The organism is Streptococcus sp. 2022WUSS037 (assembly GCF_044427225.1).
Classification (GTDB): domain Bacteria; phylum Bacillota; class Bacilli; order Lactobacillales; family Streptococcaceae; genus Streptococcus.
In genome coordinates, this window is sequence record NZ_JAOTGJ010000006.1 from 1 (window position 1) to 13,225 (window position 13,225).

Here is a 13,225-nt window from a genome sequence, read left to right on the forward strand (position 1 = left end):
CCGCAAACCAAGTAGACTTGACCTAAATCACTGAGTCGGATGGTCATAGTGCAGTACCTTATCCAAGATTGTTTCTAATATTTTTTGGTTGATAGAGTGAAAGAATGTGACTTCCACTTTTCCGAGATGAATTTTCATCAGAATATCATTTCTGCCTTTCTTCTCAAAGCGGCGAGATAGGGGAATAGTCAATGGGACGATGGGGTGTGACATAATAAATCCTCCAGTTTTGTTTTTTATAACAGTATACAGGAGGAGGGAGTGATTAGATAGATACCTTGTTATTGGGCGGTTACAATACATTGTCCGAATGAGACGATGTATGGAGGCAATCGTATGTGGCTTCGTAGAAGTCGTTTGCGATTGTCTTTTTCGTTTCTCATAAAAGTCGGCGATATGGCAAGGACTGGTGTGACTGGCTGAAGCGATATTGTGAATACATTTGAACAGAATCTTTCTAGCGTAGGGATTGCCACGCTTGGTAATGTGTTCCTTAGCGAGGAAGTTGCCAGATTCATAGTGTCTCAGATCAATACCGATAAAGGCATTGATTTGATTGGCAGACTGAAAACGGCGAATATCTCCCAGTTCACCAATAATACTTGTTGCAGTAGTCTCAGCTATTCCAGGAATAGAGAGCAGAATGTCATATTCAGGTAATGGCTGAGCTAGTTCCACCATTTGGTCTAGGACAGTTTGTCTCTGTTCAGAAAGCCGAAGCAATTCTTTTCCATAGTAACGAACCTCTTCCAGCATTGGAGAGGTTTTCTTGACGGCACAATAAGATTGATTAGCTAGTGCTATCAGCTTCTCAGCTAAATACGCCACACGCTTGTCCGAAATACGTTTTGAGGTGGACTGACGAATGCTCTCTAAGAGTTCGTCCTTGCTTAAATCAAGCACGAAGTCCTTGTAAGGAAACGCAGTAACTAAGTTCCAGTATTGTTCCCCAGTTGGCTTTGATAAGACAGTCTCTATCTCTGGAAACGTGACTTGCAAGACCTTGTGCAGACGGTTTTTAGCTCGAACGATGTCCTCAGCTAAGTTCTGATAGAAGCGACTTAAATCTCGCAGTTCTTGATAGACTTCTTCTTGGACATAAGTGGGTTTACGATTCAGCACAAATTGAGATTGAGCCAGTTTTTCGGCGTCAATTTGATCTGTTTTCCGCACACGCAAGCTATCCAGTTGCTTCTTAGCTTCTAAGGGATTAAGCCGTGTATAAGCGTAGCCATGTTCATCCAGAAAAGCTTGGAGACGACGAGAATAGACACCTGTTGCTTCAAAGATGATTTCTGGCTTATGGACGGTTTTCAAATCGCCAAGTAGCCGAGCAAAGCCTAAGGCGTCATTGGACATGGTATAGCCATGAACTTTCTCACCATTGACTAGAATGGCCACTTCTGAACTTGCCTTACTCACATCAATCCCAAAAACTGCACGCATGATATTACCTCTTTGTCTTGAATGATTCCTTGTTTTAGTGATGTCATTTTCAATACTCGACGTCTGGCGTCCCACATACTTTGATAACATTCTTTCTAAAACAGGTGTCTTGCCAGTTTTTGATGCGACGTCTAGCGTCAAAAGAGTTCTCGACTTAACAAGACACCTCTACTTTAACATAAAGAAAAAGTAGTGACTACTCTCTCCCGTCGGAGATTTCCTCACTACTAATCTTAGTATGTTTTTGTTTTTTTTGAATCAAAGAAGAACAGCTACATCATGTAACTGTTCTTTTGTTGATTATTGGCGAACTTCTAGAAGTCCTAAATCTCCATCTTCACGTTTATATAATACGTTTGTAGTACCATCATTTGCATCAGTGTAAATGAAGAAGTCATGACCTAGTAATTCCAATTGGAGAATTGCTTCTTCTATATCCATTGGTTTTAAATCAACCTGCTTTGTTCTTACAACTTTTACTTCGTCTTCTGTTTCTTCAACTAAATCTTCTGCAAATACTTGACCTGTTGCAACTTTTTGGCGATGTTTTCTTTCAATTTTTGTTTTGTTACGACGAATTTGACGTTCAATCTTGTCTACAACCAGATCAATCGAACCGTACATTTCCTGTGATACATCCTCAGCTCGAAGTGTCATTGAGCCAACTGGAATTGTAACTTCAACTTTTGAGCGCTTATCACGGTAAACTTTTAGATTTACTTTCGCATTCAATTCTTGATCTTCATTGAAATATTTCTCAATCTTTGCTACTTTCTCTTCTACATAAGTACGAAGTGCTTCTGTAACTTCAAGGTTTTCTCCACGAATACTGAATTTAATCATATTAGTACCTCTTTCTTGGCTTTCGCCTTTCTTCACTATAATTATACCACATTACAAGAATATTGCAACCGTTTTCTTACCTTGCAAGTGAAAATGTTTTGATTTCTTTCTGTCCGGTTTTCATGAAAAGACTTGTGACAAGCTGGATTGTAGCTCCTGTTGTGTAAATATCGTCGATTAATAAAATTTTTTCTGGTAGATTTTTTTCATCTAGTAGGTAAAATGTTTGTTCTGTTTCTAACCTCTCTTCTCGACTTTTAGAAGATTGCTTTTTACTATCTCGTTTGCCCAGCAACTCTTGATAAGGAATCTTAGCAGCTTCTAGTAAACCAGTAACCTGGTTAAAACCTCGTTCTTCCAATCGTTCTTGACTGAGTGGAATGGGAACGATGGTGTAATCCGAAAAATCTGCTATTGCTTCTTTGATTTCTCTTGCAAATATTTTTCTGAGAACATAGTCGCCTTGAAATTTGTATCGGCTAAAGTATGCCGCCATGGCTTCATTGTACTGAAAAATGGCCGTGTGGGATACTGATTTCCCTTGGCTTAGCCAGTAGTGACAATCCTTGCAGCTTCCTTCTTCCCCGCTTTTAAAACAATATGGACAGTGTTGCTCTGCTATTTTTTCAAAAGTAGCAAGACAATCATGACAAACTCCTGACTGGGTTTTGCCAAAGAAAATAAGCTCAGAAAAGGTTTGTCTGGTTTTCAAGTTTTGAGTACATAGTAAGCAGTTAGACATAGCCGGCCTCCTTGTTCATTTGTTTGATTTCAGCAATGGCCTTTTCAATGGAACGGGTAGACCCCTCGTGGAAAAACTGGAGTAGGCCAGTCGGACGATCCATACTCCTGCCGACTCGACCTGCAATCTGCACAAGACTGGACGAGGTGTAGAGGTAATGATTAGCTTGGACAACGATGACATCAACACCAGGGAAGGTTACCCCACGTTCTAGGATTGTGGTAGAAATTAGGATTGTAATGTCTTTATTGCGAAATCCTTCTACTACTTCAAGACGATTTTCTGTTTGACTGGATACAAAGCCAATTGTTTCATCTGGAAATGTTTTTTCCATTATCTTAGCAAAATTTTGACCTTTGGAAATTTCTGGTACAAAAATGAGCAAGGGAAAGCCTGATTTTCTCTGTTCTTGGATTGCCTTCGTAAGTTTGGGGACCAGTTTATTTTGCTTTAGGTTGGCATCAAACTTGGAAAACCAAACCTTTTGTGGCACAACAAGTGGATTTCCATGAAATCGTCTCGGTAGACTGAGCCGTTTTAATTTGCCTGTTTTAACTTTTTTATCCAATTCATCTGTTGATGTTGCTGTCAAAAATACTTGAACACCGTCTTCCTTGACCGCATTATCTGCCGCTCGATAAAGCATGGGGTTGTCTGCGTAGGGGAAGGCATCTACTTCATCAATCAAAACCAAATCAAAGGCCTGATAAAATTTTAACAACTGATGTGTCGTTGCAACAACGAGAGGCGTTCGGAAATAGGGTTCGGACTCTCCGTGTAAGAGACTAATGGGGACTGAAAAGTCATTTTGCAGTCGTTTATAGAGTTCGATGCAGACATCAATTCGTGGACTGGCTAGGCAAACTGCTCCGCCTTTATCAATCACAGAGGCAACGGTGTGGTAAATCATTTCTGTCTTGCCAGCACCCGTTACGGCATGAACCAAGGTCGCTTGTCTTTTTTCAACATTTGCTAGCAAGCCGTCAGAAATCCCTTGTTGCCAATCGGTTAACGTCCCCTTCCATTTCAAACAAGAATTTACAGGAAATTCTTGCTGTGGAAAATGGTAGAGTGTTTCATCTGACCGTACTCTGCCCAAAAGCAAGCAGGCTCGACAGTAATATGCTTCGTTTGGCAACTTGTTTTCTTCTTCAAACACTGTTCCACATCGAAAGCAGGCTTTCTTTTCTGAGAAGTTCGCAATTGAAACTGCCCTTTCTCTTTCTTTTGCTGTTAATTGGTATTTGGTAAATAATCTTCCATAATAATTTTCTAATTCTTTCATCACTTATTTATTCGGAATTTCTTGTCAGTTTTTAAAAAAATTAGTACAATTTGGTTATGAAAGAATTTAAAACAATTAGAGAAGATGGTATTGTTGAAGAAGAAATTAAAAAGTCACGATTTATCTGCTTTATGAAACGAGTGACCAGCGAGGAGGAAGCTCGCGACTTTATCAACAAAATCAAGAAAGAACATTACAAGGCTACTCATAACTGCTCTGCTTTTGTCCTTGGAGAAAATATGGAAATCAAGCGTTCCTCAGATGATGGAGAGCCGTCAGGAACTGCTGGTGTGCCAATGCTGACGGTTTTAGAAAATCACGAACTGACCAATGTCGCAACGGTGGTTACCCGCTATTTTGGCGGCATCAAACTGGGTGCTGGTGGTTTAATTCGTGCTTACGCTGGAGCCGTGGCTAATGCAGTCAAGGAGATCGGTGTTGTGGAAGTCAAGGAGCAGGAAGGTATTTCCATTAGTATGTCCTACGCCCAATACCAAGAGTTTGCCAATTGGCGAGCTGAGCAAGGTCTGGAAGAATTTGATACCCAGTTTACTACTGAAGTTTCAACCATGATTTTTGTCGATAAAGAATTCCTTGAACAAACATTAGCAAGTCTTACTGACTTTTACCACGGAAAAGTATTCGCGGAAAAAGCTAACTCTCGAATCGTTGAGGTACCTGTCTATTAAAAAAAGCTATCGGCGAGATAGTTTTTTTATATTATCCTTTTTTGACTTTCTACTATATAATGTATAATAACATTATTTGGAGGTGCCTTATGGCTATTTATCAAAATATTACGCAATTAGTTGGAAAAACTCCGATTATCAAACTTAACAATATTGTACCTGAAGGAGCTGCTGAGGTCTATGTCAAATTGGAAGCTTTCAACCCAGGTTCTTCTGTAAAAGACCGTATCGCCTTGGCTATGATTGAAGATGCTGAAAAGGCTGGTACAATCAAACCTGGAGATACTATTGTTGAGCCAACAAGTGGTAACACTGGTATCGGTCTTGCTTGGGTTGGAGCAGCAAAAGGTTATAAGGTGATTATCGTCATGCCTGAAACCATGAGTGTTGAGCGTCGTAAGATTATCCAAGCTTATGGAGCTGAACTCGTCTTGACTCCTGGTAGCGAAGGGATGAAGGGGGCTATCGCCAAAGCAAAAGAGATTGCTGAAGAAAAAAATGGCTGGGTTCCTTTCCAGTTTGCTAATCCATCCAATCCAAAAGTTCACGAAGATACAACAGGACAGGAAATTTTGGAAGACTTTGGAACAACTGGTTTAGATGCCTTTGTATCTGGCGTTGGTACTGGTGGTACCGTTTCAGGTGTTTCGCATGTTTTGAAGACAGCAAATCCAGATATTGCTATCTATGCTGTCGAAGCTGATGAATCAGCTGTCTTATCTGGTGAAGCACCTGGTCCGCACAAGATCCAAGGTATTTCGGCAGGTTTTATTCCAGATACTTTGGACACTAGCGCCTATGATGGCATTATTCGTGTCAAATCCGATGATGCCTTAGCTACAGGTCGTGCTATCGGTGGAAAAGAAGGATTCTTAGTTGGTATTTCTTCAGGTGCAGCAATTCACGCTGCTATCGAAGTCGCTAAGGAGTTGGGAACTGGAAAAAAAGTGTTGGCAATCTTGCCTGATAATGGTGAGCGTTACTTGTCAACAGCTCTTTATGAGTTCAATGATTAAAAAGAAAGAAGGTTAGGAATGCATCCTATACCTTCTTTTCTTTGTGTTCTTTGAGATAGCCTTTAGCTTCCTCAATCCATTTCGGAAGTTGTTTTGCTAAAGGGGAAAAACCAATTTTATTCCGTTCATTTGTAAAACGATGATGACGCGGAATTTTTTGTTGTTCTTCTTCTAAGGTCCGGATTGATAAACTAGCCTTTTCAGTATATTCATCAAAGTCGACTACCTGTACCAAAACCTCTTGCCCCAATTTTAAATGATCATAAATATTATCAACAAAACCTGTTTTGATTTCCGAGATATGGATTAGGCCCGTCGTCCCATTCTCTAATTGTACAAAGGCTCCATACGGCTGAATGCCCGTTACCGTCCCCTTGAGTTTATCTCCGATTTTCATCTTAATCCTCTATTTCGATGGTCTCAATTACAACATCTTCATGTGGACGATCTGCTGAATCTGTTGCAACCGCTGCGATAGCATCCAAGACGACGAAGGAGTCTTCATCAACTAGATGACCAAACACTGTGTGGCGTTGATCTAGATGTGGTGTCCCGCCATTTTTGACATAGGCTTCTGCAACTTCTTTAGGCCAACCGCCTCGTTCTAATTCTTTCGCATTGTATGGGAAGTTTTGGTTTTGAACGATAAAGAATTGGCTTCCATTTGTATTTGGTCCTGCATTGGCCATTGACAAGGCTCCTCTGAGATTAAAAGCTTCCATTGAAAATTCATCTTCAAACGCAGTACCATAAATAGATTCACCACCCATACCTGTTCCGGTTGGATCGCCACCTTGAATCATAAAGTCTTTGATAATACGATGGAAGATAATTCCGTCATAATAGCCATCTTTAGAAAGAGCTACGAAATTTGCTACAGTTTTGGGTGCAATTTCAGGGAAGAGTTTTACTGTTAACTTACCATGGTTAGTCTTGATATGCGCAACTGGTCCTGTAACATTTTCCAAATCTAATTGCGGGAAATATTTTTCTTTTTCTACCATACCTAATTTCTCCAAGGCATCAAAAATGCCATCTTCTTCTACTTTTTTTGTGATATAATCTGCATGCTTTTGCAGTTCTGGATGCGAATGCCCCATAGCGATACTAATTCCTGCATAATCGAATAACTCAATATCGTTGAGTCCATCTCCGAACACTAGGACATTTTCAGGTTTCAGGCCTAGTTTTTCAACAACCTTAGCAACACCAGTTGCTTTGGAAGAGCCTTTTAGCACAATGTCCGATGAAATAGCATCCCAACGAACACTACGCAATTCCGCTTGCAACTCTTCTGGAAGTTCTACTTCGTGACCATCTTTCTCGAAAGTTAGCAATTGGTAGATGTCATTTTCTTTATAAAAAGTTGGGTTTGTTTCCAAACCTTCATAAATCAAGTCAATTACTTGACTAATGCGGTCAGTTCGTGCAGAAAGTGTCCCTTTTTGACTACCAAGCATACCATATTCGATTCCAATTTCTTTAGCCCAATTTAATACAGATTCTACTAAATTTTGGGGCATCGGCTGATGGTACACTACCTGACCTTTGGCATCTTCTACGTAGGAGCCGTTAATCATAGCGAAAAAGTCTGGCTTTAAGGCCTTGATTTCTGGCACCAAACCATAAGGAGTTCGTCCTGACGCAATTCCTGTCAAAATTCCCTTTTCTTTTAGTGATTTGAAAACCTGCTGAATTGATTCAGGAATGTAGCCTGTATTCTTTACACGTAGCGTGTCGTCAATGTCAAAAAAGACTATTTTTATTTTTTTTGCCTTATATCTGAGTTTTGCATCCATATAATTCCATTATCCTTTGGTTGAAAATTAACTAATTTTCATTATACCACTATTGGTCCTCTTGCGCCACCAAACCATGCTGGAAAGCATAAACAACTGCTTGAGTACGATCGCTAACAGCTAGTTTGGATAAGATATTGGAAACATGGGTTTTAACAGTTTTTAAGGAAATGAAGGATTCATCTGCAATTCGTTGATTATCATATCCCTTGGCTAACAGCGTCAAGATTTCGCGTTCACGGGCTGTCAAGTCATCATGTAAATCTGGGTGGCGTTTATGGTGCTCTACTTTTTTCTCTACTTCTGTCTCAATAGCATATTCTCCAAGAGCTACCTTGCGGATGGCTGCTAAGATTTCGTCAGCACTTGACGTTTTCAACATATAGCCACGAGCTCCTGCTTCCAGCACAGGATAGATTTTTTCATTATCTAGGTAGGAGGTCAGGATGACAATCTGCGCTTGCGGCCACTCCTTCAGCAAGGCCAGGGTTGCTTCTACGCCAGTCATCTTGGGCATAACCAAATCCATCACTACAACATCGGGTTTAACCTCTAATGCTTTAGCCAAACCTTCCTCGCCATCACTAGCTTCTGCAACTACTTCAACATCTGGCTGTAAATTTAAGTAACTTTTCAATCCTAGACGAACCATCTCATGGTCGTCAACTAGCATCACTCGAATCGTATTCATCTTCTTTTCCTTTCAATAGTGGGATACGAATATCGATCGCCACTCCCTTATTTGGGGCTGTGCGAATTTTTATCGTTCCAGCCATGTCTTCAACCCGCTCACGTATGTTTTGAAGACCGTAACTTAATTCATCATCTGCCCCTTGTTGGAAGCCGATACCATCGTCTGTCATTTTCAACTGCAGTTCTGTTTCCTTCTGCAAGAGGTAAACATCCAAATGCTTGGCCTTGGCATGTCGCAAGGTATTACTGATAATTTCTTGCGCAATGCGGAAGAGATGTTCTTCAATTAGTTTCGGTAGCTCCTCTACTTCATGTTGGAAATGAACGATAATATTACTTTTGTCGCTAACTTCACGCAAAATCAGCTCAAATCCTTCAACCAAGGTTTTACTTTCAAGTTCACTTGGGCGTAGATGTAATAATAGGATGCGTAGGTCTCTTTGGGCAGACTCAATCATGTCTTTCACGAGCATCAGCTGTTCCTGCAAAGTTTCCTGCGGAAGAGTGGATAGATTGGACGATAATCCTGACAAAATCATGCTCGTTGCAAATAACTCTTGACTAACCGTATCATGCAAATCCCTGGCAATCCGTTTCCGTTCTCCCTCAACAATCTCTTCTTTCTTGACTAAATCTTGATTGTCAACCAGCTGTACCTGACGCGTGAGGTTTCTGACCTTATCAGACAACTGGAGCAAGAGTTGATCACTTTCGGTATCTGTTCGAATACTTTTATTCTTCAAGATAGCTTGTAACTTCGTCCGCATAACCTGAGTGGAGGCTAGGCTGACAGTTTGTACCATTACAGCTAGAAAAAGAGTCAAAACAATAACTAGTAGAATGAGAGTAAACACGAGCTGCTCCGTTGAAATCCAGAGCGTAACATCTAGCAATGAATAATTTAAAAGTGGGAGGGTGGAAGCAATCACTACAAAAACAATAAGACAGGCAAACCAGGCTAGGAGTAGGTAGGTACGTTTTCTCATACGCGAACCACCTCCACATCTCCCAGTATATTGTTGGTAACGACTTTTACACGTTTGTGTGATTCTTGATAATCGGGACTATTGACCGCTATACTTTCATTCCGCAAATCCCAGTATGATTCACCCAAGAAACTTACTCGTCCATAGATACTAGTTGCTGACAGTGCAACCTCAACATCAATTGGAACAATAATTTTTGTCCGTCCAAACGTTTTACGAATTACAACAATATTATCTCTACCAACTAATACAGTCTTATCCAAATCAACTACATCATTGCCAAACAAGCGTACAATGTTAATATCTTCAAAACCAAACCTATCTTGAGAGTGGTCGTGGTTGCCAAACCATCTATTTTTCTCTTTTTGAACCTGTAGAGAATAGTCACTAAAAACAATGTGGGTATATTGGTTTCTCTTTTCATAGCGTGAAAAGAAATTAATCAGCATGTACACGACTAGTAGCATAATCCCAATAATGAAGAAGGGATTTAAAACAAAGACCAAAAATAATAGAGATAAGGAGCTGACCAGTAAAACACTGTTGACTTTTCTTCCTAGGAAGTACCAAATGATGAGTAATAAGGCAGAGAAAAGTAGCAGGGTCCGACTGGCCTCATTGGCTACCACATCAAAGGCTGCCATCGTAAAAATCATACTTTCTATTAGTAGAAAAAATTGAACTTTCCGCATCTTCTCCATCCTTTCTATACTATTGTAACAAAAAATAAGTAAAAGAACTCCATCTAAAGTAGGAAATATTAGTTCAAAGCAACGAGATGCAGGCTGTACTTGGGTACGGCAAAGTAAATTAACAAGGCAAGCAAAATAAACTAAACATACTACAAACTATGCAAATCACTCCTAGGCCATCACCCTTGATGGACAGAAGGAAACAATTTTGGCATAGGGGACCGCTCACAAACTACGCTCTCTAATTAAGAGAAAAAGGTTCGGCATCTGCCCAACCTTATTCATCTTTATTGTCCACTATCTGTTGAAGTACTTGTACTCGTGGAACTTCCTGTTGAGGAATCGCTACCGGCGCCGGTTGATGCAACGGAGACATACAAGGTAACTGTTCCATCAATTGTTGCGCCAGCAGTAGGATATTGTCCAATGACGATATCACTTGTCGTTGAATAATAGCTTCTATCTTCTTGTTTTTCAATACTTTCCACATTGACACCCAGTGCTTGTAATTGACTACGTGCCTGTGAATAGGTGTACTTGCCAGATGTTAAATCAGGCATAATCAATTCTTTTCCTTTTGAAATAACTAGATTGATGATAGAACCTTTTGTCAACTCTGTATTGGCAACGGGATCTGTACTGATAACTTGACCCGCAGTAACAGATGAGCTGTATTCCTGAGTAATAGTTCCAATACTGAAGCCTGCTGTCTGAAGAATTTGAGTAGCATTCTCCTGAGTTTTTCCAACAACGTTTGGAACAACTTGTGGCGCTACTCCTTTGGAAACGTAAAGGGTAATTTTTGCCCCCTTCTCAGCAGAACTATTTGCTCCTGGATCTGTTTTGATGACGAGACCTTGGGCAACTTTTTCGCTATATTCTTCTTTTGTTGTCACTTGGAAACCAAGAACCTCCAATTCCTGCCGTGCAGTATCAGAATCCTTATCTGTCACATCTGGAATAGATACCATCGCAGCCGTTGCTACTACAATATCAATCTTACTTCCTTGACGTCTGGTCGTCTTTGCAGCCGGGGAGGTCCGTATTACCAAGCCTTCATCTACAGTCGCTGTCGCTTCTTCTGTGATGTTTCCAACTTTCAATCCTGCCACTTCAATCATTTCTGTAGCTTTTTCAACGGTTTGACCAGATACGTCAGGGACTGTAACTGTTCGTGGAGTGTTGAAAAATATGAGTCCAGTCGCTATGACTGTTAACAAAATAGCCCCTATCAAGACTTTGTAGCGTGTACGCATACCTGATCTTGGTTTTGAAACAGGCTTATTTCCCGACTTCGCCACTTCTTTCTTACCAGACCCCTTATCCGTCGTAGAAGTTTGGGCAGAACTGTTTGTATGCGGTACTTTCGTTTCAACATTGGCTTGGGAGAGTTTCGGCAAGGTTTTTGGATCAACCTTGTTCCCTTCTAGTTCAACCCTGGGTTCATTCCGACGATCCATGGATAGGGCCGAAGCTAAATCTGCGTACATTTCTGCAACCGACTTATAGCGCTCGTTTAATTTTTTAGCCGTTGCTTTTAGTACAACATTTTCTAAAGCCTGAGGTACGTTGGCATTCTCTTCTCTAACAGATGGGAGAGGTTTTTGGAAATGCTGAAGAGCGATCGTCACAGCACTGTCTCCATCATAGGGAATGCGACCCGTCAACATTTCAAAAAGGATGATTCCCATCGCATAAATGTCACTTTGAATGGTCGCTTTCGAACCACGCGCCTGCTCAGGTGAAAGATAGTGAACAGAACCTAACATGGAGTTGGTTTGTGTCAAACTCGTTTCAGCAAAGGCAACTGCAATACCAAAGTCTGTTACTTTAGCGACTCCATTGGAAGTCAAAAGGACGTTCTGAGGTTTCAAATCTCGATGGACAATTCCTCTCGTGTGCGCCATTCGCATAGCAAGGAGAATCTGTCCCATAATTCGCACCGCAACATCGTTGGAGAGTGGTGCATTTTCTTTTATATAACGTTTTAAATCGAGGCCATTGACATATTCCATAGCCAGATACTGTTGACCATCTTCTTCGCCGATGTCCGAAATACGAACGATATTGGGATGGTCAAGTTCTGCCATGGCACGCGCTTCACGTTGAAAACGCTGGATAGCAATTTGATCTGTCTGATAGTTGGTCCGAAGAACTTTAACGGCAACCTCTTCTCCATCTAAAATCAAATCTCTTGCTAGGTAAACATCTGCCATACCGCCTCGACCAATTTGCCGAACGATTCGATACCGACCGGCAAAGATCTTACCGATTTGAATCATTACCTAGCCTCCTCCGTAATGTGAAACAAACCTACTGTAATATTATCTAGACCGCCTGCATTATTAGCAAAACGTACAAGTGTTTCTACCTTGCTTTCAATGGATACATCACTCAATACAATATCACGAATGTCCTCGGTTGGTACCATATTGGTTAAGCCATCGCTGTTAATAAGGACATAATCTCCAACCTCAAGAGTTTTCAAAGCAATGTCTGGTTCAATTGGTTCGGCTTGTCCGATGGACTGCGTTACAATATTTTTTTGAGGGTGACGCTGTGCTTCTTCTTCTGTGAGCTGACCAGCTCGAACAAGGGCACCTACCAGCGAATGGTCGTTGGTTAGACGTGTATATTCGCCATCTCTAATCAATCCAACTCGTGAATCTCCGACATGGGCATAGATCATTTGGTTGTCGATGACAACAACTGCTTCAAGAGTTGTTCCCATTCCCTTATATTCCTCTGTTTGACCCAATTCATAAATCTTTTGATTTTCTGCATCAATGATTCCAACCAGCCATTCACGAACATCATTTAAGGTAATCAATTGAGTATCAACCCAGGCAGCACCTAAATCTGTCGCTGCCATCTCACTGGCAATATGACCAGCACGGTGACCGCCCATTCCATCAGCCAATACGACTAAATCAATACCTGCTCTGTTTTTATAGCGGTTAATATAATCTTGGTTGTTCGAACGTTTTTGTCCAACATCAGTAAGTAATGCAATTTCCATAATTTTTATCGTTGC

At 40.8% G+C, this 13,225-nt stretch carries 12 protein-coding genes and 1 pseudogene; 2 read left to right on the forward strand and 11 right to left on the reverse strand.

The genetic code is table 11. The annotated features are described in order from the left end of the window. Window positions 1-297: 297 nt before the first annotated feature. The 4 genes and pseudogenes from ODU55_RS03940 to ODU55_RS03955 form a co-directional block, all read right to left on the reverse strand. Window positions 298-1,446, reverse strand: a pseudogene (locus ODU55_RS03940) (IS110 family transposase); the annotation flags it as partial. Between the two features lie 300 nt (window positions 1,447-1,746). After that, window positions 1,747-2,289, reverse strand: a complete 543-nt coding sequence (gene hpf, locus ODU55_RS03945; RefSeq protein WP_029186180.1) for a ribosome hibernation-promoting factor, HPF/YfiA family — start codon at window positions 2,287-2,289, stop codon at window positions 1,747-1,749. A gap of 76 nt (window positions 2,290-2,365) precedes the next feature. Continuing rightward, a complete protein-coding gene (locus tag ODU55_RS03950) occupies window positions 2,366-3,031 on the reverse strand; it encodes a ComF family protein (protein ID WP_398581949.1) in 666 nt (221 codons plus the stop codon). Continuing rightward, the gene (locus ODU55_RS03955; protein ID WP_398581950.1) at window positions 3,024-4,316 is read right to left on the reverse strand and encodes a DEAD/DEAH box helicase; all 1,293 of its coding nucleotides are present in this window, start codon (window positions 4,314-4,316) and stop codon (window positions 3,024-3,026) included. The genes ODU55_RS03950 and ODU55_RS03955 overlap by 8 nt, the downstream gene beginning before the upstream one ends. Window positions 4,317-4,372: 56 nt before the next feature. On the opposite strand from ODU55_RS03955, the gene ODU55_RS03960 reads away from it, so the two are divergent. Next, window positions 4,373-5,005 (forward strand): YigZ family protein, encoded by a 633-nt coding sequence (locus ODU55_RS03960; RefSeq protein WP_161947046.1) that lies wholly within the window; start codon window positions 4,373-4,375, stop codon window positions 5,003-5,005. Between the two features lie 89 nt (window positions 5,006-5,094). Next, a complete protein-coding gene (cysK, locus tag ODU55_RS03965; protein WP_024384077.1) occupies window positions 5,095-6,021 on the forward strand; it encodes a cysteine synthase A in 927 nt (308 codons plus the stop codon). 25 nt (window positions 6,022-6,046) lie between these two features. On the opposite strand, the gene ODU55_RS03970 is transcribed toward cysK, so the two are convergent. From ODU55_RS03970 to ODU55_RS04000, 7 genes are all read right to left on the reverse strand, one after another. After that, window positions 6,047-6,418 carry a S1 RNA-binding domain-containing protein gene (locus ODU55_RS03970; protein WP_002937017.1) on the reverse strand — a complete coding sequence of 124 codons (372 nt, stop codon included), beginning with the start codon at window positions 6,416-6,418 and terminating at the stop codon, window positions 6,047-6,049. Window position 6,419: 1 nt separating this feature from the next. Then, on the reverse strand, window positions 6,420-7,820 hold the full coding sequence (locus ODU55_RS03975; protein WP_029173958.1) for a bifunctional Cof-type HAD-IIB family hydrolase/peptidylprolyl isomerase: 1,401 nt from the start codon (window positions 7,818-7,820) through the stop codon (window positions 6,420-6,422). A 49-nt stretch (window positions 7,821-7,869) separates the two neighbouring features. Continuing rightward, complete coding sequence (locus tag ODU55_RS03980) at window positions 7,870-8,511, reverse strand: response regulator transcription factor (protein WP_002937025.1); 642 nt, start codon at window positions 8,509-8,511, stop codon at window positions 7,870-7,872. Continuing rightward, window positions 8,483-9,499, reverse strand: coding sequence for a sensor histidine kinase (locus ODU55_RS03985; RefSeq protein ID WP_024384078.1), 1,017 nt, complete (start codon window positions 9,497-9,499; stop codon window positions 8,483-8,485). Before ODU55_RS03985 ends, ODU55_RS03980 begins: the two co-directional genes overlap by 29 nt. Then, a complete protein-coding gene (gene liaF, locus ODU55_RS03990) occupies window positions 9,496-10,191 on the reverse strand; it encodes a cell wall-active antibiotics response protein LiaF (RefSeq protein ID WP_024384079.1) in 696 nt (231 codons plus the stop codon). Before liaF ends, ODU55_RS03985 begins: the two co-directional genes overlap by 4 nt. A gap of 287 nt (window positions 10,192-10,478) precedes the next feature. Then, window positions 10,479-12,473, reverse strand: coding sequence for a Stk1 family PASTA domain-containing Ser/Thr kinase (pknB, locus tag ODU55_RS03995; protein WP_398581951.1), 1,995 nt, complete (start codon window positions 12,471-12,473; stop codon window positions 10,479-10,481). Beyond that, window positions 12,473-13,210, reverse strand: coding sequence for a Stp1/IreP family PP2C-type Ser/Thr phosphatase (locus ODU55_RS04000; RefSeq protein WP_398581952.1), 738 nt, complete (start codon window positions 13,208-13,210; stop codon window positions 12,473-12,475). The genes pknB and ODU55_RS04000 overlap by 1 nt, the downstream gene beginning before the upstream one ends. Window positions 13,211-13,225: the final 15 nt, after the last annotated feature.

What these genes read in the sequence shown, in the direction of transcription:
- hpf (WP_029186180.1), bottom strand. Translation starts at nt 2,289, where the DNA reads ATGATTAAATTCAGTATTCGTGGAGAAAACCTTGAAGTTACAGAAGCA.
- ODU55_RS03950 (WP_398581949.1), bottom strand. Translation starts at nt 3,031, where the DNA reads ATGTCTAACTGCTTACTATGTACTCAAAACTTGAAAACCAGACAAACC.
- ODU55_RS03955 (WP_398581950.1), bottom strand. Translation starts at nt 4,316, where the DNA reads ATGAAAGAATTAGAAAATTATTATGGAAGATTATTTACCAAATACCAA.
- ODU55_RS03960 (WP_161947046.1), top strand. Translation starts at nt 4,373, where the DNA reads ATGAAAGAATTTAAAACAATTAGAGAAGATGGTATTGTTGAAGAAGAA.
- cysK (WP_024384077.1), top strand. Translation starts at nt 5,095, where the DNA reads ATGGCTATTTATCAAAATATTACGCAATTAGTTGGAAAAACTCCGATT.
- ODU55_RS03970 (WP_002937017.1), bottom strand. Translation starts at nt 6,418, where the DNA reads ATGAAAATCGGAGATAAACTCAAGGGGACGGTAACGGGCATTCAGCCG.
- ODU55_RS03975 (WP_029173958.1), bottom strand. Translation starts at nt 7,820, where the DNA reads ATGGATGCAAAACTCAGATATAAGGCAAAAAAAATAAAAATAGTCTTT.
- ODU55_RS03980 (WP_002937025.1), bottom strand. Translation starts at nt 8,511, where the DNA reads ATGAATACGATTCGAGTGATGCTAGTTGACGACCATGAGATGGTTCGT.
- ODU55_RS03985 (WP_024384078.1), bottom strand. Translation starts at nt 9,499, where the DNA reads ATGAGAAAACGTACCTACCTACTCCTAGCCTGGTTTGCCTGTCTTATT.
- liaF (WP_024384079.1), bottom strand. Translation starts at nt 10,191, where the DNA reads ATGCGGAAAGTTCAATTTTTTCTACTAATAGAAAGTATGATTTTTACG.
- pknB (WP_398581951.1), bottom strand. Translation starts at nt 12,473, where the DNA reads ATGATTCAAATCGGTAAGATCTTTGCCGGTCGGTATCGAATCGTTCGG.
- ODU55_RS04000 (WP_398581952.1), bottom strand. Translation starts at nt 13,210, where the DNA reads ATGGAAATTGCATTACTTACTGATGTTGGACAAAAACGTTCGAACAAC.